General features: G+C 34.0%; 21 protein-coding genes and 6 tRNA genes. 20 read left to right on the top strand and 7 right to left on the bottom strand.

Annotated elements, in window-relative coordinates:
• The first annotated feature begins 335 nt into the window (after positions 1-335).
• Positions 336-881 carry a signal peptidase I gene (gene lepB / locus CIB95_RS04950; RefSeq protein WP_094922704.1) on the top strand — a complete coding sequence of 182 codons (546 nt, stop codon included), beginning with the start codon at positions 336-338 and terminating at the stop codon, positions 879-881.
• 136 nt (positions 882-1,017) lie between these two features.
• Here the strand turns inward: lepB and CIB95_RS04945 are convergent, their stop codons facing one another.
• Positions 1,018-1,965: a 4-hydroxy-3-methylbut-2-enyl diphosphate reductase gene (locus tag CIB95_RS04945; protein ID WP_094922702.1), complete on the bottom strand. Its 948-nt coding sequence runs from the start codon at positions 1,963-1,965 to the stop codon at positions 1,018-1,020.
• A 98-nt stretch (positions 1,966-2,063) separates the two neighbouring features.
• Positions 2,064-2,525, bottom strand: coding sequence for a VrrA/YqfQ family protein (vrrA, locus tag CIB95_RS04940; protein ID WP_158217564.1), 462 nt, complete (start codon positions 2,523-2,525; stop codon positions 2,064-2,066).
• A gap of 224 nt (positions 2,526-2,749) precedes the next feature.
• On the opposite strand from vrrA, the gene CIB95_RS04935 reads away from it, so the two are divergent.
• Both CIB95_RS04935 and CIB95_RS04930 read left to right on the top strand, forming a co-directional pair.
• Positions 2,750-4,045, top strand: a complete 1,296-nt coding sequence (locus CIB95_RS04935) for a DEAD/DEAH box helicase (RefSeq protein ID WP_094922696.1) — start codon at positions 2,750-2,752, stop codon at positions 4,043-4,045.
• Positions 4,046-4,204: 159 nt separating this feature from the next.
• Entirely contained in the window at positions 4,205-5,101 is an 897-nt protein-coding gene (locus tag CIB95_RS04930) for a deoxyribonuclease IV (RefSeq protein WP_094922693.1), read from the top strand.
• On the opposite strand, the gene CIB95_RS04925 is transcribed toward CIB95_RS04930, so the two are convergent.
• Entirely contained in the window at positions 5,098-5,358 is a 261-nt protein-coding gene (locus tag CIB95_RS04925) for a DUF2624 family protein (RefSeq protein ID WP_094922691.1), read from the bottom strand. The two genes, CIB95_RS04930 and CIB95_RS04925, sit on opposite strands and share 4 nt — an antisense overlap.
• Positions 5,359-5,484: 126 nt before the next feature.
• Between CIB95_RS04925 and CIB95_RS04920 the strand changes: the two genes are divergently transcribed.
• From CIB95_RS04920 to CIB95_RS04895, 6 genes are all read left to right on the top strand, one after another.
• Positions 5,485-6,375, top strand: a complete 891-nt coding sequence (locus CIB95_RS04920) for a YitT family protein (RefSeq protein ID WP_094922688.1) — start codon at positions 5,485-5,487, stop codon at positions 6,373-6,375.
• A gap of 287 nt (positions 6,376-6,662) precedes the next feature.
• On the top strand, positions 6,663-7,439 hold the full coding sequence (locus CIB95_RS04915; protein WP_233143913.1) for a lytic transglycosylase domain-containing protein: 777 nt from the start codon (positions 6,663-6,665) through the stop codon (positions 7,437-7,439).
• Positions 7,440-7,554: 115 nt separating this feature from the next.
• Positions 7,555-8,337, top strand: a complete 783-nt coding sequence (locus CIB95_RS04910; RefSeq protein WP_094922685.1) for a metal ABC transporter ATP-binding protein — start codon at positions 7,555-7,557, stop codon at positions 8,335-8,337.
• Positions 8,334-9,173 (top strand): metal ABC transporter permease, encoded by an 840-nt coding sequence (locus CIB95_RS04905; RefSeq protein WP_094922682.1) that lies wholly within the window; start codon positions 8,334-8,336, stop codon positions 9,171-9,173. Before CIB95_RS04910 ends, CIB95_RS04905 begins: the two co-directional genes overlap by 4 nt.
• 13 nt (positions 9,174-9,186) lie before the next feature.
• Positions 9,187-9,612, top strand: coding sequence for a Fur family transcriptional regulator (locus CIB95_RS04900; RefSeq protein WP_094922679.1), 426 nt, complete (start codon positions 9,187-9,189; stop codon positions 9,610-9,612).
• Positions 9,613-9,666: 54 nt separating this feature from the next.
• Positions 9,667-9,879, top strand: coding sequence for a DUF1540 domain-containing protein (locus CIB95_RS04895; protein WP_094922676.1), 213 nt, complete (start codon positions 9,667-9,669; stop codon positions 9,877-9,879).
• A gap of 14 nt (positions 9,880-9,893) precedes the next feature.
• Here the strand turns inward: CIB95_RS04895 and CIB95_RS04890 are convergent, their stop codons facing one another.
• Positions 9,894-10,481 (bottom strand): hypothetical protein, encoded by a 588-nt coding sequence (locus tag CIB95_RS04890; RefSeq protein WP_094922673.1) that lies wholly within the window; start codon positions 10,479-10,481, stop codon positions 9,894-9,896.
• A 148-nt stretch (positions 10,482-10,629) separates the two neighbouring features.
• Here CIB95_RS04890 and CIB95_RS16410 point away from each other — a divergent pair, with 148 nt between their 5' ends.
• Positions 10,630-11,022 carry a hypothetical protein gene (locus CIB95_RS16410; RefSeq protein ID WP_094922670.1) on the top strand — a complete coding sequence of 131 codons (393 nt, stop codon included), beginning with the start codon at positions 10,630-10,632 and terminating at the stop codon, positions 11,020-11,022.
• A gap of 48 nt (positions 11,023-11,070) precedes the next feature.
• Here CIB95_RS16410 and ispG read toward each other — a convergent pair whose 3' ends face one another.
• The 3 genes from ispG to CIB95_RS04870 form a co-directional block, all read right to left on the bottom strand.
• Positions 11,071-12,156: a flavodoxin-dependent (E)-4-hydroxy-3-methylbut-2-enyl-diphosphate synthase gene (ispG, locus tag CIB95_RS04880; RefSeq protein WP_198949166.1), complete on the bottom strand. Its 1,086-nt coding sequence runs from the start codon at positions 12,154-12,156 to the stop codon at positions 11,071-11,073.
• A gap of 78 nt (positions 12,157-12,234) precedes the next feature.
• Entirely contained in the window at positions 12,235-12,564 is a 330-nt protein-coding gene (locus CIB95_RS04875; RefSeq protein WP_094922665.1) for a hypothetical protein, read from the bottom strand.
• A gap of 99 nt (positions 12,565-12,663) precedes the next feature.
• Complete coding sequence (locus CIB95_RS04870) at positions 12,664-13,380, bottom strand: DUF1189 family protein (RefSeq protein ID WP_094922662.1); 717 nt, start codon at positions 13,378-13,380, stop codon at positions 12,664-12,666.
• Positions 13,381-13,605: 225 nt separating this feature from the next.
• On the opposite strand from CIB95_RS04870, the gene CIB95_RS04865 reads away from it, so the two are divergent.
• The 10 genes from CIB95_RS04865 to CIB95_RS04820 all read left to right on the top strand — a co-directional run bounded on the left by CIB95_RS04865 (position 13,606) and on the right by CIB95_RS04820 (position 19,066).
• Positions 13,606-13,680, top strand: a tRNA-Asn gene (locus tag CIB95_RS04865).
• Between the two features lie 4 nt (positions 13,681-13,684).
• A tRNA-Met gene (locus tag CIB95_RS04860) sits at positions 13,685-13,761 on the top strand.
• Between the two features lie 29 nt (positions 13,762-13,790).
• Positions 13,791-13,866, top strand: a tRNA-His gene (locus tag CIB95_RS04855).
• Between the two features lie 8 nt (positions 13,867-13,874).
• A tRNA-Ile gene (locus CIB95_RS04850) sits at positions 13,875-13,951 on the top strand.
• A gap of 9 nt (positions 13,952-13,960) precedes the next feature.
• A tRNA-Ser gene (locus tag CIB95_RS04845) sits at positions 13,961-14,053 on the top strand.
• Between the two features lie 53 nt (positions 14,054-14,106).
• Positions 14,107-14,183, top strand: a tRNA-Met gene (locus CIB95_RS04840).
• A 165-nt stretch (positions 14,184-14,348) separates the two neighbouring features.
• Positions 14,349-15,806, top strand: coding sequence for an MBOAT family O-acyltransferase (locus CIB95_RS04835; protein WP_094922659.1), 1,458 nt, complete (start codon positions 14,349-14,351; stop codon positions 15,804-15,806).
• A 21-nt stretch (positions 15,807-15,827) separates the two neighbouring features.
• Entirely contained in the window at positions 15,828-16,889 is a 1,062-nt protein-coding gene (locus CIB95_RS04830; protein WP_094922656.1) for a hypothetical protein, read from the top strand.
• A gap of 169 nt (positions 16,890-17,058) precedes the next feature.
• Positions 17,059-17,673 (top strand): superoxide dismutase, encoded by a 615-nt coding sequence (locus CIB95_RS04825; RefSeq protein WP_094922653.1) that lies wholly within the window; start codon positions 17,059-17,061, stop codon positions 17,671-17,673.
• A 112-nt stretch (positions 17,674-17,785) separates the two neighbouring features.
• The gene (locus tag CIB95_RS04820; RefSeq protein ID WP_094922651.1) at positions 17,786-19,066 is read left to right on the top strand and encodes an MFS transporter; all 1,281 of its coding nucleotides are present in this window, start codon (positions 17,786-17,788) and stop codon (positions 19,064-19,066) included.
• Positions 19,067-19,094 lie beyond the last annotated feature (28 nt).

The following is a 19,094-nucleotide window of genomic DNA, read 5'->3' as shown; positions in this document are numbered from 1 at the left end:
CAATTGTAGTCATTTCTGGTGGCTATAAAGGTTGTATTTGTCACGATCTTAAAATCACTAAAATTAGTGAAAGTGAAAGTTTACTTATTATTGATGTTAAATTAGTTCCATTAAATCAAGGTGATGATGCAATGTATACACCTATATCAGTTGTAGAAATCAATGAAGCGAACTTTACTAAAAAAATAATAGTAAATTGGAATAATAATTGAAGAATGTATGAAAGGTTTTATTAAGCTAACGAAGGCAGATTAGTTGAAGGAAAATAATAACCATTAAAACACTTGTGGTAAAATAAGGATATAGTTTGGTGAAATTTTAAGGGAGGATAAGTAATGACTAAGAAGAGAAGCAAATCGTTTGAATGGGCTAAATCCATAATGATTGCAATTGTTTTAGCTTTTATTATTCGCACTTTTTTCTTTACCCCCATAGTTGTTGACGGTGAATCAATGAGTCCTACCCTCCAGGAAGATGACCGTATGATTGTAACCAAAATTAGTAAACCCCAAAGATTTGATATAGTTGTGTTTCAAGCACCAGACGGTAGGGATTACATAAAACGTGTAATCGGACTCCCAGGTGACAGAATTGAGTATAAAAATGATGTTTTATATATAAATGGTAAGGCATATAACGAGCCTTACTTAGAAGAATATAAGAAAAAAATTATTGATGGAACATTAACAGAATCCTTCACTTTAAAGGAAACAGCAGTAGGTAGTTATACTGTGCCTAAAGACTCTTTGTTTGTGATGGGAGATAACAGAAAGTATAGCAAAGACAGCCGTGATATTGGAGCGATACCAATGGAAAAAGTAATAGGGACCACCAATGTTGTTTATTATCCGATAAAAGAAATTAAAATTGTAAATAACTAATTAACGCTTATGCATGAATGATGGAATCAAAAATAATAAAAAGGAGCTTGGATATATCCAAACTCCTTTTTTGCTGTTTTCAAAGCTTGTTTTGCGGTCAAATACCGAAAACATAATACGAAAAAATTTTTTTTATTTAATTTAATTTCTCTTTTACTTTAGGTAAAATTTTATTTAATGCTACTTTTCTTTCAAGTTTCCAAGTGCTTTCATCTTTAGGATCATATTTTTCTAGGAATGCAATTACTTCTTTTGTAATTGGAGTAGGTGTAGATGCACCGGCCGTTACAGCCACCGTTTCGACACCTTTAAGCCACTCAAGGTTCAATTCACTAATATCTGATATTCGGTATGCTGGTCTTCCTGCGATATCAGAAGAAACTTGCGCCAAACGGTTTGAATTGTTACTTCGTGGATCACCCACAACAATTGTTAAGTCAGCATCGACCGCTTGAGTTGCTACTGCTTCTTGGCGAACTTGTGTTGCTAAACAAATTTCATTATGCACTTCTGCATGTGGGTATTTCTCTTTAACTTTATCAATAATGTGGGCTACATCCCACTGACTCATCGTTGTTTGGTTCGTAACAAGTATTTTTTCAGAAGGAATGTCTAATTCTGCTACTTCTTCTGGTGTTTGAATGAGATGAACGATATGAGGGGCAATTCCTATTGCACCTTCAGGCTCAGGGTGTCCCTTTTTTCCGATGTAAACAACATGGTAGCCCTCTTCTTCTTTGTCTCGGATTAGGTCGTGTGTTTTAGTAACATCCGGACAAGTTGCATCAACAACGGATAGGCCTTTTTCTTTAGCTATCCTGCGAACTTCAGGTGAAACTCCGTGAGCAGTGAAAATTACCGTTCCCTTATCAATCTTTTTCAGAAGCTCTACTCGGCTAGAACCGTCTAAGGTAATTATTCCATCTTCTTCAAATGCTTCCGTTACATGAGCGTTATGCACAATCATACCTAAAATGTATATAGGCCTTGGTAAATCTGGGTTTTTAGCAGCTTGTCGCGCTAAAACCATTGCATCAACTACACCGTAACAATATCCCCGTGGGGCAATTTTTACTACTTTCATCTAATACCCCCCAAAAAGAATTAACTAAAAAACTAAAAATATGGTATGGTGTTAATTATAATAGAGAAGGAAAAAGAAAACAATGAAAGTAACAGTTATTAAAAATATAGCTTTGGTGTAGATTCTTTTGTTCGATACCCAGAATGTTTCTTAATAGATTTTTTTTCTGTGTCAGTTACATCTACAGAATTAACTTTTGATTTACCTTTTTGTGAACTGTTTTTAGGATTGCTCCTTTTTGGAGATTTACTTTTGTTTTTATCCGAAGTATTCTCTGCACTGTTCAATTGTTTGAATACGGTAAATAATGCAGGTATATTTTTTACTATAGGCCCGTATTGCTGAACCATTGGTCCGACAGTTTGTGCTACTTTTAGAGCTCCTTGAACATTGTTTAACATACCTTGAATATTCGTAAGGCCACCACCAGCACCAGGCGCACCTCCAGGCAATCCGCCTTTTAAGAGGTTAGATAGAAATCCACCACCTCTAGCACCACCAGCGAATGGACCTCTTGTGGCTGCAGTAGTAGGAAATTGTCCAGGGAAATGTCCTCTCATTGGGATCTGACCTTGAGGAAATGGATTTCTCATTTGGTTTAGAGGAAAACTGGGAATATGGCTAGGTGGAAAATAAGGGTGGGACTGATTTTGGAACAAGATTATCACTCCTTTCGAGAAATTTTGCTTTTTTCTATTTATTAAATTATGCGCTCATATAAAAGCCCGTGTCGCATTAGTATAACAATGGGTTTATACCCAAAGAAAGGTCAGGGATCATATAAATGAAACAATCAAATTTTGAACGCTTTAACCTTAAGCCATTTATTATTGAATCAATTATGGAGCAAGGTTTTAAATTGCCGACAGAAATACAAGAACGCTTAATTCCTTCGATTATGAATGGAACTGACGCTATCGGTAAGTCGCAAACTGGAACAGGTAAGACGTTAGCGTATTTATTACCAATCGTTAATAATATCGACCCAACTATTGCAGAAGTACAAGCTGTAATTACAGCACCAACTAGAGAGTTAGCGAAACAAATTTATGCTGAAATTTTAAAGTTAACAGCTCATGCTCCAGAAGGTGAGAAAATTGAAGCAAGATGTATTGTTGGCGGAACAGATCGTAGTCGTACAATTGGTAAACTTGCTGTACCTCCGCATATTGTAGTAGCTACTCCTGGACGATTAATGGACATCGTTGTAAAAGAGCAAGCTCTTTCAATATTTAAAGCTTCAACATTAGTAGTTGATGAAGCTGATGTTATGTTAGATATGGGATTCATTAATGAAGTCGATCAATTAGCATCAAGAATGAAAGAAGACGTGCAAATGCTTGTCTTCTCTGCAACAATACCTGAAAAGCTACAACCGTTTTTGAAAAAATATATGCAAAATCCTAAGTTTATTGAAGCTAAAGGAGAACAAGCAACTAAACCTAAAATTGAACATGTTATCATTCCTGTTCGTCATAGAGAAAAAATAGACTTGCTTGAGCGCGTGACGAAATCAATTAATCCATATTTTGCTATCGTTTTTACAAACACAAAAAAACAAGCAGATGAAGTGGCAAATGCGTTACAAGAGCGAGGCATTAACGTTGGAAGATTACATGGAAGTTTAACACCGAGACAACGTAACAAGGTGATGAAAGATGTCTTAGATGTAAAAATGCAATACTTAGTTGCTACTGATATTGCTGCTCGTGGAATAGACATTAAAGGTGTTTCCCATATCATTAACTATGAACTACCTGAGGATTTAGATTTTTACATTCACCGTTCTGGTCGAACTGGAAGAGCTGGGGCTGAAGGTATTGCTATAACACTATATGAAATTTCGGACGAGGATGCATTAGCAAGGCTTACTTCTAAAGGAATTAATTTTGCCCATAAAGATATTAAAAATAACGAGTTTATCGAATTGGCTCCTCTTAGAAGAAAGCGTGTTAAGAAAGCTGATGAAAACCAAAAAACCTTTAGTAAATTAAAATCACAACATAAAGTAAAACCTGGTTATAAAAAGAAGCTTAAAAAACAAGCTGAACAAATGGGTCGTAGAAATAAACAAAGATAAACGAAGAAACAGCCTTTCAAAGTGAAAGGCTGTTTTTATATTTTTAGTCTAATGTGCAAAATGTTGTAAGGTTTTACGCCGGTAACCGATTGCTCCGACTTTTCTAGCTTCCGATTCGATGTTAAGATTAGATGGATAATGATAAGGGAGTGTAGGTTTATGTTAAAGTTAGGTTCACACGTATCTATGAGTGGAAAGAAAATGTTATTAGGTTCCAGTGAAGAAGCTGTTTCTTATGGTGCTAATACATTTATGATTTATACAGGAGCTCCTCAAAATACGCGAAGAAAGCCTATTGAGGAATTAAATATTGAAAACGGTATTGCGCATATGAAGGCTAATGGCATTAATGAAATCGTTGTACATGCCCCGTATATTATTAACATTGGGAATTCGATAAAGCCAGAAACGTACGAATTAGGTGTAAACTTCCTGCGAGCAGAAATTGAACGTACAGAAGCATTACAAGTTGCGAAGCAGATTGTTCTTCATCCTGGTGCTCATGTTACAGCTGGTGCTGATGCTGGGATTAAGCAAATTATTGAAGGGTTAAATGAAGTAGTCACAAAAGAGCAACAAGTTCAAATTGCTTTAGAGACAATGGCTGGTAAAGGCAGCGAATGTGGTCGCTCTTTTGAAGAACTTGCAAAGATCATTGATGGCGTAAAATATAATGAAAAAATCTCTGTTTGTTTTGATACTTGCCATACACATGATGCTGGCTATGATATTGTAAATGACTTTGATGGTGTCTTAAATGAGTTTGATAAACTTATTGGCTTAGACCGCTTAAAAGTATTGCATATAAACGACAGTAAAAATATTAAAGGTGCTAGAAAAGACCGTCATGAGAACATTGGCTTTGGTCACATTGGTTTTGATGCACTAAACTATATTGTTCATCATCCACAATTGCAAGATATTCCGAAGATTCTTGAAACACCGTTTGTAGGGGAGGACAAAAATAATAAAAAAGCTCCATATAAACTTGAGATTGAAATGTTGAAGGAAAAATCATTTAATGAAAAGTTACAGGAAACATTGCTAACAGTTTAATTAATTAATTGTTCTAAAATGTTGTTCATTTTTTTTGCAACCGTAGGATTTACTTTACGAGCAATTTCCTTTAGAATTTTCAACCTTTTATTGGTATCGAAAATATCAATGTTATTTTTTCGTAAAACATCTACAATTACTTGTGCTTCTTGTTTCGTTAATGAAACGTTATATTTACTTGCGTATTTTAGTAATTGTTCTAAAGTAGCATTTTGGATTTGATGATTTATTAGTTTTTGCATGATGGGGTTTACCAAATGAATACCTCCTTGAAACAAAAATTCGTTATTACAGGTTATTCACTAGGAAATAAAGAGTGCCCTTAAGGTATCTATTAGTTTGCAAAGAATATTATAGTAAAAAGAATGAACGGAGATGGGCCTATGGTAAGAAAAAAGAAAAAAGAACATAAAAAAGAGAGTACCTTTCATTTAATTTACCGACTATTTATGATTGTGCTAGGTTCTCTTTTAGCTGCTGTAAGTATTGAGTTGTTTTTAATGCCAAACAATATTATTGATGGTGGTATCATTGGTATTTCATTAATTTTAGATTATATTACACCTGAATCGATAACATTCATTAATTTTGGTACTTTAGTCGTCTTTATTAATTTACCATTTATGTATTCAGGTTATAAACAAATTGGGAAGACGTTTGCCTTTTCATCCTTATTTGCGATTGTTTGTTTAGCAATTATTGAAAGTCAATTACATCATTTTAGTCCGTTTGTCGATCAACCAATATTGGCTACTGTTTTTGGTGGGTTAGTATTAGGAACGGGTGTTGGTATTGTTATTCGCCATGGTGGATCATTAGATGGTACAGAAATTTTAAGTATTCTACTTACGAAAAGACTTCCGTTTTCAGTAGGTGAACTTGTTATGTTTATGAACATTTTCATCTTTGGGACGGCAGCATTTGTGTTTGGGGTAGAAGAAGCGATGTATTCTGTAATGACGTATTATATTGCCTTTAAAACAATTGATACTGTCATTCAAGGGTTAGATGAAACAAAAGCTGTTCTTATCGTATCGGATTATTATGAAGAAGTATCTCAGGACATATTGGACCGATTAGGGCGTGGAACAACGAAGTTAAAAGGAAAAGGCGGATATACAGACGCTGAAAAAGAAGTTATATATGCTGTTGTTACAAGACTTGAAGTAACAAAGTTAAAAAATATCGTTTATGATATAGACCCAAATGCTTTTATTACTATTATGAATACACAAGAAACACGTGGAGCAAAATTTAAGTCTTCTATTCATTAAAATATTTAGGACCACCTAGATTAATTATCTAGGTGGTTTTTCCTTTTTGTGGGAGAAAGGTTTGAAAATACTGGATTTTTCATCTTAATTAGTATAAAAAAGGGAGGGATTGGGAACAATGGGGCAATCGGGAAAGATAAAGCATTGTATTGAAGCAATACACTATTGCTTTTGCTTAAATTCCGATGAATATGCCGAAATACCATGTTTGCACTTGGACTGTTATTCATCTAACATAGGCAACGGTGCAAATATAGTTAAGGTTTTTAGAGGAGTGCAAATAAATTATGCTAATTGAAAATATGAAGCAATGGGGCTTAAAGTTAGCTTTATTAGCTGTAATTTTTTCTTTACTAGTTGTCATATCAGTGCAACAAATTAACTTAAATAAAACAGAGAAACAATTATATGTAGCAAAAGAACAAGTTGATTATTTAACTAGTGAAAACGAAATTTTCAAAAATTATCAAGAGATGTTAATTGTAGAACGTGATATGTCACTAATGCAAAATTACTTGGAAGAAAATGCAACAGAAGCTTCGGAGCCATTAAATGGCTATAAAGACTGGTTAAAAAGTCAAAAGCTTTCGGAACATTTTTATGAAGAAAGTGATGGAGAATTTAAGAAGAGCTGGGGGCTATTCTTAGCTCAGGAAGCCAAAAGATATGACATGGATCCATACATTGTTTATGAATTAATAAAAATTGAATCTGGAAATACTTTTGATCCACATTTAGTAGGTCCAGAAACAAAATATGGTCATGCTTATGGGATGACGCAATTTATGAAAAATACTGCACCTTGGATTGCTGGAATGGCTGATTTACCATACAAACACGAAATGCTTTTTGACCCTTATTATTCGATTCAACTAGCGATCGTGTATCTAGACTTCCTGCAAAATAGGTACGGAAACTGGGATAAGGCACTAACTGCTTATAACCGAGGAATTTATGGTTTAGAAGCATATATACAACAGTATGGACATGCAAAAAGCTCTTACGCTGTTAAGATACAAAATGGGGCTAACAAACAAAAATACGTAGCTTATAGCTCAAACTAACTCTTATCATGTGATAAGAGTTTTTCTGTTTTACATTTTTTTTGTTATTATGTATAGTTAGGATTAATTGAACGAGCGGAAACTTAGAATCGTTTCCAAGCGGAGGAATGAAAGTATGGATCAATCAACAAAAGTATTAGAAATATCTAATGTGACTTATCGGTATGATGACCGAAATGTTATCGAAGATGTTTCTTTAACTATTAATAGAGGGGATTTCTTAGGATTAGTGGGACCTAACGGCTCTGGGAAATCAACGTTAATAAAAATTATCCTCGGATTAATTAAGCCTGATAAAGGGACTGTTCTTCTATTTGGAGAAAATCAGGATAAGTTTAAACAATGGCAAAAGATAGGGTACGTATCACAAAAAGCAAACAGTTTTAACAGTGGATTCCCTGCTACAGTATTTGAAGTAGTAGCAATGGGGCTAGTAGGGAAAAAAGGCTTATTCTCTTTTCAAAGCAGTAAAGATAAAAAGTTAATTGATGAAGCAATAGAAACTGTGGGCATGAGTGCATTTAAAAAAAGAAATATTGGAGAACTTTCTGGTGGGCAACAGCAAAGGGTTTTTATTGCTCGAGCTTTAGTAAGTGATCCGGAATTATTAATATTAGATGAACCTACTGTTGGTGTAGACAATCAGCATGTTCAATCATTTTATAAACTTCTTACAAATCTTAATCGTAATAAAGGTATTACATTACTATTAGTATCACATGATGTAGGTGTAATTTCAGAAAAAGTTACTAATGTAGCTTGTATTAATAAAACATTACATTTTCACGGAGACCGAGAGGCATATAAGGAATATGAGAAATCTAATTTATCCTCCTTTTACGGGCACGATGTAAAAGTAATTACTCATGATCATGAGCATGGAGGAATAACAAAATGATTTCAGCATTTTTCACATATGATTTTTTACAAAATGCCTTTATAGTCGGAATCTTAATAGGCTTTTTAGCACCATTAATCGGGACTTTTATTGTTGTAAGACGACTTTCCTTAATCGCAGATGCATTATCACATATAACGTTAGCAGGAATTGCGGGGGGGATGCTTTTGCAGAAAACCTTTTTCCCTTTGCAAGGGATGCAATCACTTCCCCTTTACTTTGGAATGGCCTTTTCTGTAGTCGGATCTGTATTAATCGAAAAATTAAGGTCTATTTATAAGTTTTATCAGGAATTGGCAATACCAATTTTAATGTCTGGTGGTATAGGTTTAAGTGTTATTTTTATTTCTTTATCAGACGGCTTTAATTCTGAACTAATGAATTATTTATTTGGAAGTGTCAATGCCGTTAGTCGCTTAGATGTGTATGTAATATCTTGTATTACATTATTTGTAGTAATAATTATCATTTTACTTTATAAAGAATTAGTATTTTTATCTTTTGATGAAGAGCAAGCGAAAGTTTCGGGTGTTAAAGCAAAAACAATTCATTTCTTGTTTATTGTAATTGTTGCGTTAGTAATTTCTTCCTCCATGAGAATTGTAGGGATTTTACTTGTATCATCATTAATGACATTACCTGTAGCGGCAAGTATTAGAATTGCTAATGGTTTTAAACAATCCATACTATTTTCCATTATCTTTGGAGAGATTGCGGTTATAGGTGGACTTATCTCTGCTTACCACTTGTCTATATCACCAGGTGGAACAATTGTAGTAATCGCAGTATTAATATTACTAGGGTCAATTTTGTGGAGTAAAAGAAAAAAGAAATAAAGAGGGGATTCGAATGAACGTTGAATATGCTTTAGAACAATTGAAAAATAATGGTTTTAAATTAACTGATAAACGTGAATTCATCCTTAATTTATTTGCGGAAAATAAACGCTACATGTCTGCAAAAGAAGTAATGGAATTACTGAAAATGAATATCCCTGGACTAAGTTATGATACGATTTATAGAAACTTAGCACTTTTTACAACACTTAATATTCTTGAATCAACTGATCTTGAAGGGGAGAAGAAATTTCGTCTCACATGCTCCGGGTCTAAGCACCATCATCATTTAATATGTCTAAGTTGCAACAAGACAAAACATGTTGATGAGTGTCCGATGACATCAATTACGTTAAATAGTGATGATTTTGAAATTGTGGATCATAAGTTTGAAATTTATGGATATTGCAAAGAGTGTCAACATAATAGCAAATCTTAACAGGGTTACTCTTCCTCTAAATTGCTAAAAGTAATGATGAGGAGGAGATTACTAATGCCAATCGTAAAATGTAATGTTGCCAACTGCGCCTTTTGGGGTGAAGGGAACAATTGTCAGGCAGATTCAATCCTTGTTGAAATAGATGAGCATGCAAATAACCATGTCAGTATGGATGATAGTGGTAATTTATCTAGTTCAACTGCACATGAAGATGAAGCGGAACATAGTGCTGAAACATGTTGCCATACATTTAAACCAAAGCATTAAAGAAAGAGACACAATTATTGTGTCTCTTTTGCCTTCTTATCTAACCAATTATTAACCCATTCTTTAGCCTCTAGCCAGTTGTTTACCCTTATGACATTTTCCGGAATTGGATCTCGATTGTATGGAGTATCAAATAAAATAACCGGGATGCCGCATTCTTCAGCAATGTCACAGGCATTATCGTGCTTATCCTCAAAGAAAATATCACATTTAAGATTTTTAATAGCACTTACTTTATCATGTTTACCAATTAATTCGACGTGGGAATAAGGTACATTATGTTTTTCTAACCATTCGTGAGTTGCTTCTAATAAATATTTTCTTCGAGCGCTTACAAAGATGAATTCATGTTTATTACTCCACTCAGGGAATATTATTTCAAAATATTTAGCAACTGGAGATTGCCTGCAAATTGTTTCCTCATGCTCATCCATCCATTTCCAAAACTCTTCTTCTGTTATGTTTAAGAGGGGAAGTAATGAGTATTCTTTAATATCATCTAGCGATAAGTTCCTATCGAATGATTTATTTAAATAGGGGATATATGATGTAGGACATGTAACTGTTCCATCGATATCAAACCCAAATTTTACTCTCTTCATTTTTAGTCATTCCTTTCTTTTATCAAATTGTATCATATTAATTAAAATAGAGCTTATTTCCAGTATTAGCAATGTTTAATGAACATATGAACCGTCAGTTTCGTTAATGATAATAATGCTCCTCAAAATCGGAAGGTGAGTGATTCGCTTGAACAACGAGGAACGACGATTAAGACAAGATATTGGAATCGACGAAAGAGATAGTATTAATGAACTTGACGAGGAAATGGCTACAGAAATTGCACCATCTCCAGTCGCTTATAATCGCCCAGTACTACAAAACCCCGAAGAAGAGCGTCCATTGACTGAGAAGGCAGTTGAAACAGGTGATGATGAAGCAGTCGGTGGTAGAGGTATGGGGATATTAGCATTAGTACTTTCAATCCTTTCCCTATTTATGGCTCCAATCATTTTAGGAGCTGCAGGGATAATCATCGGATTTATCGCAAGAAGAAGAGGAGCAGCGGCGCTAGGAGCATGGTCCATTGGTTTAGGTATTCTTTCCATTGTGACAAGATTGTTAATTTCGCCGTTTATATAACAAAAAAAGGAAGCAGATTTGGTGCTGCTTCCTTTTTTGTAGTATTTTTTATTTGTTTTTTTGACTAGCAAAGTATTCTTCAGCAATTTTGTCTATTTCTTTTTTTAATTCTTCGACCATAATAGCTTCTGGTACTTTTCGTACTATTTCACCTTTACGGAATAATAAACCTTCGCCACGTGCGCCAGCTATCCCGATATCAGCTTCACGAGCTTCTCCAGGTCCATTCACAGCACAACCTAATACGGCTACTTTTATCGGCGCTTTGATATGTGCGATATATTCTTCTACTTCATTAGCGATTGACATTAAGTCAATCTCAATTCGTCCACATGTTGGACATGAGATTAATGTTGCGGCATTTGAGATTAAGCCAAATGACTTTAATAATTCGCGAGCAACTTTTACTTCCTCAACTGGATCTGCACTTAAAGAGATTCTTACAGTGTTTCCAATCCCTTTGCTTAAGATAGCTCCTAATCCAGCCGCACTTTTAACTGTACCAGCAAATAGTGTGCCAGATTCTGTAATCCCTAAGTGTAATGGGTAAGAAAATGCTTGTGCTGCCTTTGTATATGCTTCAATAGCTAAATTTACGTCTGAAGCTTTCATAGACACGATAATATCGTGAAAATCAAGGTCCTCTAAAATTTTAATATGATGTAAGGCACTTTCAACCATTCCATCAGCAGTTGGGTAACCGTACTTATCCAAAATTCTCTTTTCTAAGGATCCAGCATTTACACCAATGCGAATAGGGATTCCTTTTTCTTTTGCTGCATTTACTACAGCTTCAACTTTTTCTCTTCTCCCAATATTCCCGGGATTAATACGAATCTTATCTGCTCCACCTTCAATTGCCTTTAAAGCAAGTTTGTAGTCAAAATGAATATCTACAACCAATGGAATGTTTATTTGCTTTTTTATATCTGCGATAGCATTTGCAGCACGTTCATCTGGACATGCAACACGTACAACTTGGCACCCAGCTTCTTCTAAACGCTTAATCTCAGCTACAGTTGCTTCAACATCGTGTGTTTTTGTAGTTGTCATACTTTGGATGATAACTTGATCATTACCACCAATAGTTAAATCTCCAACTTTAACCGGTCTTGTTTTCGTACGGTGTACGATTTCTTTCATGGACAATCGCTCCTTAAAAAAATTCATAGCCTTATTTTATCAACCGGTTCGTTCCTTTAGCAAGAATTATTATTCAACTTTCTTATATATTGGAAATAAATATTTACTGCCAGATTTAATAACGTGAGCTTTTACATTTGGATTCAGAGACTCAAAATCATTAATAACTTGAGACATTGAAGTTGGAAGGGTTCCGTCGTTTAACTTTTCGACTATGGAAAGTACAGTGTCACCATTCAATACAGTAACTTCAACAGAAGGTATTTCGCTTATATTATCAGCATGTACTGGGACTGCATCGTCACTTGCTCTAGCAGGTAATGTACCGACCTTCCAATCAAAGTAACATGAATAGACAATTCCGCAAACGGTTAAAAAAATTAAAAAACGTTTTAACATAATAATTCTCCCTTCAAATAAAGCACAGTTAATAAATCATATGCTTGTCCATAAAAAAAAGAACTAGAAAGGAGAATAAAAATTACTTATGTTGAATATTTATTTCCGAAATGATAAATAGACCATTAAATTACTTAGTAACAAAATTAAAAAAGAAATGAAAGGTGGCAATGCCATTTGTAAAAGGTTAATTAAAGAAAAAAGTAGGACAGTGTTTGTAATTGCAAATGCAGCTATACGCCATGTCACGCGATAAGGAATTTTTGCACGATTCTTATTATACATACTAATCGCAGCAAGAAGAGAAACGCCAAAAAAGAAGAGTGTGACTTGGAATAAATAACTCCCAGTAAAAATTAACAAACCACCCAAGTAAATTAAGGATTGTTGTTGAAGTATAGTTTCGACTATGTCACCTTCACCTAACATAGTATATGGAATAATAATTTCTTTACTTGCAGCATTGATATAAAGTTTGTCATTTAGGAAGGCTAATACATCTTTGTCAGCATATTCATTCATTTCAAGGGAATTTTCTTTTCTTACTACTATTACATTCGTATTATTAGTGACAATTGATTCTTTAGCTTGGATTTCCTCATTGATAACAAATACAGAAGAAAAACTTTCCTTATGAACTTCTAAGCTATCCAATAAATCGAAGACTGCTATTGTTGAATGCAAATAAAGTGAGACGTTAAAGATGAAAGCCAAGATAAATACTTGAATGATTGCCTTGCCTATGGAAAGGAACCTGGTTTTATAAATGGAGCTAGGAGAATAAATGCTTTTAATAAGCATTTTAATATTAATCATGGAAAACGCACCTCCAAAATTCAATTTTACCAATTTAGAGTACCATAAAGTAGATAGTGAATAATATTAATTTTTATAAAAAACTATTGCTAGGAGCGATCGTTCATGTTATATTATTTTCTGTCCCCATCAACTGGAGATGAAAAATAAAGTTAAAATAAGTGTTGACAAAATAGTGCATCTTTGATATATTAACACTTGTCGTTAAAAACCTTATATTGTTTTTCCACAGTAGCTCAGTGGTAGAGCTATCGGCTGTTAACCGATCGGTCGTAGGTTCGAGTCCTACCTGTGGAGCCATTATGGCGGTGTAGCTCAGCTGGCTAGAGCGTACGGTTCATACCCGTGAGGTCGTGGGTTCGACTCCCTCCGCCGCTACCATAATTAAATTGAATATCCTTAATAAGATGGCGGGTGTGGCGAAGTGGTTAACGCATCGGATTGTGGTTCCGACATTCGTGGGTTCGATTCCCATCATTCGCCCCATATCTTAAGGACCCTTAGCTCAGCTGGTTAGAGCTATCGGCTCATAACCGATCGGTCGCAGGTTCGAGTCCTGCAGGGTCCACCATATTATGACGGAGGAATACCCAAGTCCGGCTGAAGGGATCGGTCTTGAAAACCGACAGGGGTGTTAAAGCCCGCGGGGGTTCGAATCCCTCTTCCTCCGCCATACATATTCACGTTTTTAGGAAATTTTCATAAATTAAAACTAAATACTATTACCGCGGGGTGGAGCAGTTCGGTAGCTCGTCGGGCTCATAACCCGAAGGTCGTAGGTTCAAATCCTGCCCCCGCAACCAAAATTATACATACAACCTTTCCGTTTTTGGGAAGGTTTTTTTGTTTTATTTCACCTCTTAAGTATAAATTAAAATGGTTTGTTCACCCTCAAAAATAGTAGTACGAGTAGGCATGGACAGGACATTTAAAGTGTGATTAAATATCAAATAGAATGGAGGAACAGAATGTTATTTAATTCATATGAGTTTATTTTTGTCTTTTTACCGATTGTTTTTATTGTCTACTTTTTATTAAATAAATTAAGTAATTCAATATATTCCAAGGTATGGCTCGTTACATGCTCTCTCTTTTTTTATAGTTGGTGGAATGTTGCTTATTTACCTCTGATAGTAGGTTCATTAATTTTTAACTTTATTGTAGGTACCTTACTAGTAAATGGAAATATTAAACGAAATAAACTATTATTGACTTTTGGGATATTGATAAATGTATTTTTATTAGGATATTTTAAATATGCTGATTTTTTCATCGCTAATATTAATACATTATTTGAAAATGATTACAACTTACTTCACCTAGTATTGCCGTTAGCTATAAGTTTTTTTACATTCCAACAAATCGCTTATCTAGTTGATAGTTATCGTCGTGAATATGACGGTTATAACTTTTTAGACTACTCATTGTTTGTTACTTTTTTTCCACAACTTATAGCTGGTCCAATTGTCCATCATAAAGAGATGATGCCTCAATTTGAAACAAAAGAAAATAAGAAAATTGATCTTAGGAATATTTCATTAGGCATGTTTATCTTTTTTATAGGTTTGTTTAAAAAAGTTGTTATAGCTGATTCTTTTGCAGTATGGGCAACAAAGGGTTTTGATGAACCATATACTTTAACTTTCTTTGAAGGATGGTTAACCTCTTTATCGTATACTATGCAATTATATTTTGATTTTAGCGGTTATTGTGACATGGCGATTGGGGCTGCCCTTTTGTTTAATATTAGACTGCCATTAAATTTTAACTCTCCATATAAATCACTGGATATACAAGATTTTTGGAGAAGGTGGCACATGACTTTAGGTAGATTTTTAACTAAATATTTGTATATTCCTCTAGGTGGAAATCGTCAAGGTGAATTAAGGACTTATGTAAATATATTAACAATATTTTTAATAAGTGGGTTGTGGCATGGTGCTGGCTGGACATTTGTATTTTGGGGTTTCTTACATGGGTTAGCAACAGTAATTCACCGCATATGGAAACGATTTGGTTATACGATGAATAAATACATCGCTTGGTTTATCACATTTAATTTTGTGAATATTGCTTGGGTATTTTTCAGAGCTAATAGTTGGGCAGATGCCGAACGAGTCCTTACAGCAATGATTGGTCTTAATGGATTTAGTTTGCCGGAGATTTATATAACGGTTTTTGAGAAGATCACAACTATTAATGTAGATATTGGAACTACATTTTTCTTAAAAGGTTTAATAGAACCTACAGAAGCTTTTCTTTATACAGCTGTATTTTTACTGGTGGTTGTTTCTACAAAAAATTCATTTGAAAGAATGAACAATTTCAAAGGTACAACAAAAGAAAGCATTTGGTTAGCCATTACAACAGCGATAGCAATAATGTCATTAACTAAAGTGAGTGAATTTCTTTACTTTAATTTTTAATAATTTGGAGTGTAGCTAAAGATGAACTACAAAGTTTTCTTAAAGAAATATTTAATAAGCATTATCGTTTTTTTTCTGTTTTACGCTAGCTTCATTTATATAATTGATCCATTGTCTGTATATAGATTTACAAAGCTTTATGAACAGCAATATTCAACTAATGCTAGGTTTCAATTACCAGGCTTTATAAGAAACACTTCTTTTGATACTATTATTTTAGGTTCATCAATGGGAAGGAACTTTGTGGAAAGCTATGTCGATGAAAAGTTAAATGTTAAATCACTTAACGCATCGATCCCGGGTTCAACTGCTTACGAACAATATTTAGCAGCTAACTTGGCTTTACAAAAGGAAGAAGTAACAAAGGTAATCTGGGAACTTAACCCTTTTGCATTTCAAAGAGAATATGATGATGTTATTGAGACTTTTAATGAATTTCCATTTCATTTATATGATTATAACTTTTTGAATGATTATAAATATTTATTAACACTATATCCTCTAGAAGAATTTACCAACACTATAATTGCAAATATTAGTGATGATAATTCTAACAGAGATAGAGAAATGTTATATAAATTTGGTGAAAATATTGCACCATTGACTAAGGAAAAAATAAAACCATCGAAGCCAATAAAAACGAATAAACAAGTTAGTGATATATATTCAGTTGATACAATGCTAAGTAACTTTGAAAAAAATATAATTAAATTAGTTGAGAATAACCAAGATGTTGAATTTATTTTTTATTATGCTCCTTACGCTATTTCAGTCCAAGTGAGAATTTACAATAAAAATAATGAAAATATTACACATAGGTTGATGTTTAAAGAAGAAACTTACAAATTATTATCAAAGTATAAAAATGTAAAAATATTCGATTTTCAAGATCATAAAGATATAACACATACTATAAGTAACTACATGAAAGACGAAATTCATTATTACATGAGCATCAATGAATATATGATTGACTACTTTGCATCATATAAACCTATTGAATCAATTGATGAATATAAAGAAAAAAACAATAATTTGTTAAACCAAATTTTAAGTTACGATAAGAATGCCTTATCTAATTAAAGTTGATCAATTCGATCAACTTTTTTCTTTGCCTATTGTCAATCATCTTAATTGAACAAAAAGATAAAGTTTGTTAATCTTACATTAAAGAGGCAATTTTACCATTGCTTTTTTACAAAAGAGGAAGAACCTCAAATATACATATAAATTTAAAGGAGGATTTTTAATTATGGCTAAATTTGAATTACCTGCATTATCTTATGCAAAAGACGCTTTAGAGCCTCATATCGATGCTCAAACAATGGAAATCCATCATGGTAAACACCATAACGCTTATGTAACAAACTTAAATGCTGCACTTGAGGGGCATGATGAACTTTCTGGAAAAAGCTTAGAAGAGTTATTAGCTAATAACTTATCAGCTGTACCTGAAAGCATTCGTACTGCAGTACGAAACAATGGTGGTGGACACATGAACCACAGCCTATTTTGGACAGTAATTGGACCAAATGGTGGTGGGGAACCTACTGGAGAACTAGCGGAAGCGATCAATAGCAAGTTCGGTAGCCTTGACAGCTTTAAAGAGGAATTTGCAAAAGCTGCAGCTACTCGTTTTGGATCAGGTTGGGCTTGGTTAGTTGTTAATAATGGAGAGCTAGAAGTAACAAGCACTCCAAACCAAGATAACCCTGTTATGGAAGGTAAAACTGCTATCTTAGGTTTAGATGTTTGGGAACATGCTTACTACTTAAATTACCAAAACCGTCGTCCAGATTACATTGCTGCTTTCTGGAATGTCGTTAATTGGGATGAAGTTTCTAAACTTTACGCTCAAGCAAAATAATATTTTTTTAGGCCAGTTATGCATTATGCATACTGGCCTTTTCTATTTCTCCCCTAGAATAACATTAAAAAGATGTGGCACAATACGGAATAGAAAAGGGGAGACGGAAGCTATGAAGGTTTTAAAAAAAGTCATTGGGAACGTCGAAGTTAATCGCGACTTAATCTTACTTCTCCTAATCGGTGGTTTGTATTCACTAAGCATTGCTTTATCGAATACTTTTGTAAACGTATATTTATGGAAGCAATCCGGCGAATTTAAGGATATAGGTTTATACAATTTAGCAGTTGTAATCATGCAACCATTAACATTTCTCGTCGCTGGCCGATGGGCAAAACATATTGATCGAGTAATTGTTTTGCGACTAGGTGTGATATTTTTATCTATCTTTTTCATAACAGTACTAGCATTAGGAGAGCAAACGAGTACTTATTTACTTTTATTAGGTGGTCTACTAGGAATTGGATTCGGCTTTTACTGGCTCGCGTTTAATGTTTTAACTTTTGAAATAACGGAACCTGAAACGCGCGATTTTTTTAATGGCTTTTTAGGTCTTTTGACTTCATTTGCCGGAATGATTGGACCGATAAGTGCAGGGTTTATTATTTCAAAGATGGAGAAGTTTACTGGATATACAACGATATTTACAATTTCTCTAGCATTATTTTCAGGAGCAGTTATTTTAACATTCTTTTTAAAGAGAAGAGCGGCAAAAGGGACCTTCTCTTTTCGGGCGATTGTTAAGGAGCGACATCATAACTACAATTGGAAAAGTATATGTAATGCTCATTTTTTTCAAGGATACAGAGAAGGAACATTTGTATTTGTCATCGTAGTTTGGGTATTTATTACGACAAATAGTGAACTTGCTTTAGGTACTTTTGGTTTAATTCAATCAGGTGTAGCATTTTTATCATACTATTTAGCTACAAGGTTAATTAAACCAAGATTTCGTAAACGGTCAATTTTTGTTGGTGGGCTTGTTTTATATATCGCAATCACTTTACTAATTTTTAAGCTCTCTTATCCGTTGCTAATTACTTACGCAATTGTTATGTCATTGGCATATCCATTCTTGTATGTACCATATATCTCACTTACATACGATGTAATTGGGAAGAGTTGGAATGCTGCAGAGATGAGAATCGAATACATTGTTGTTAGAGAATTATTTTTAAATGCAGGTAGAATTGTTTCGATTATCTTATTTCTAATAGCGGTTGTTTTCTTTAATGAAAAAATAAGTATCCCTATTTTATTAGTAATCCTTGGGCCAGGGCACTTACTTATTTACTTCAGTGTTCGAAAGATTAATCTTAAAAATGAAAAGAATGAACATACTACGTCTAGTCACAATTTAGCTGAAGGGGAAAATGGCTCAACGACTACTTAACTTCTTTTTGACAGGATTATGTGAAGAT

Origin of the sequence: Lottiidibacillus patelloidae (assembly GCF_002262935.1) — a bacterium.
GTDB lineage: Bacteria > Bacillota > Bacilli > Bacillales > SA5d-4 > Lottiidibacillus > Lottiidibacillus patelloidae.
This window is presented reverse-complemented; position numbering and strand designations above follow the sequence as displayed.

Coding starts and splice junctions, on each gene's coding strand:
- CIB95_RS04920 (WP_094922688.1), top strand. CDS start 5,485: ATGGTAAGAAAAAAGAAAAAAGAACATAAAAAAGAGAGTACCTTTCAT.
- CIB95_RS04835 (WP_094922659.1), top strand. CDS start 14,349: ATGTTATTTAATTCATATGAGTTTATTTTTGTCTTTTTACCGATTGTT.
- CIB95_RS04895 (WP_094922676.1), top strand. CDS start 9,667: ATGCCAATCGTAAAATGTAATGTTGCCAACTGCGCCTTTTGGGGTGAA.
- CIB95_RS04930 (WP_094922693.1), top strand. CDS start 4,205: ATGTTAAAGTTAGGTTCACACGTATCTATGAGTGGAAAGAAAATGTTA.
- CIB95_RS04870 (WP_094922662.1), bottom strand. CDS start 13,380: ATGATTAATATTAAAATGCTTATTAAAAGCATTTATTCTCCTAGCTCC.
- CIB95_RS04905 (WP_094922682.1), top strand. CDS start 8,334: ATGATTTCAGCATTTTTCACATATGATTTTTTACAAAATGCCTTTATA.
- CIB95_RS04935 (WP_094922696.1), top strand. CDS start 2,750: ATGAAACAATCAAATTTTGAACGCTTTAACCTTAAGCCATTTATTATT.
- CIB95_RS04825 (WP_094922653.1), top strand. CDS start 17,059: ATGGCTAAATTTGAATTACCTGCATTATCTTATGCAAAAGACGCTTTA.
- CIB95_RS04915 (WP_233143913.1), top strand. CDS start 6,663: ATGCTAATTGAAAATATGAAGCAATGGGGCTTAAAGTTAGCTTTATTA.
- CIB95_RS04910 (WP_094922685.1), top strand. CDS start 7,555: ATGGATCAATCAACAAAAGTATTAGAAATATCTAATGTGACTTATCGG.
- CIB95_RS04945 (WP_094922702.1), bottom strand. CDS start 1,965: ATGAAAGTAGTAAAAATTGCCCCACGGGGATATTGTTACGGTGTAGTT.
- CIB95_RS04875 (WP_094922665.1), bottom strand. CDS start 12,564: ATGTTAAAACGTTTTTTAATTTTTTTAACCGTTTGCGGAATTGTCTAT.
- lepB (WP_094922704.1), top strand. CDS start 336: ATGACTAAGAAGAGAAGCAAATCGTTTGAATGGGCTAAATCCATAATG.
- CIB95_RS04830 (WP_094922656.1), top strand. CDS start 15,828: ATGAACTACAAAGTTTTCTTAAAGAAATATTTAATAAGCATTATCGTT.
- vrrA (WP_158217564.1), bottom strand. CDS start 2,525: ATGAGAGGACATTTCCCTGGACAATTTCCTACTACTGCAGCCACAAGA.
- CIB95_RS04900 (WP_094922679.1), top strand. CDS start 9,187: ATGAACGTTGAATATGCTTTAGAACAATTGAAAAATAATGGTTTTAAA.
- CIB95_RS04820 (WP_094922651.1), top strand. CDS start 17,786: ATGAAGGTTTTAAAAAAAGTCATTGGGAACGTCGAAGTTAATCGCGAC.
- CIB95_RS04890 (WP_094922673.1), bottom strand. CDS start 10,481: ATGAAGAGAGTAAAATTTGGGTTTGATATCGATGGAACAGTTACATGT.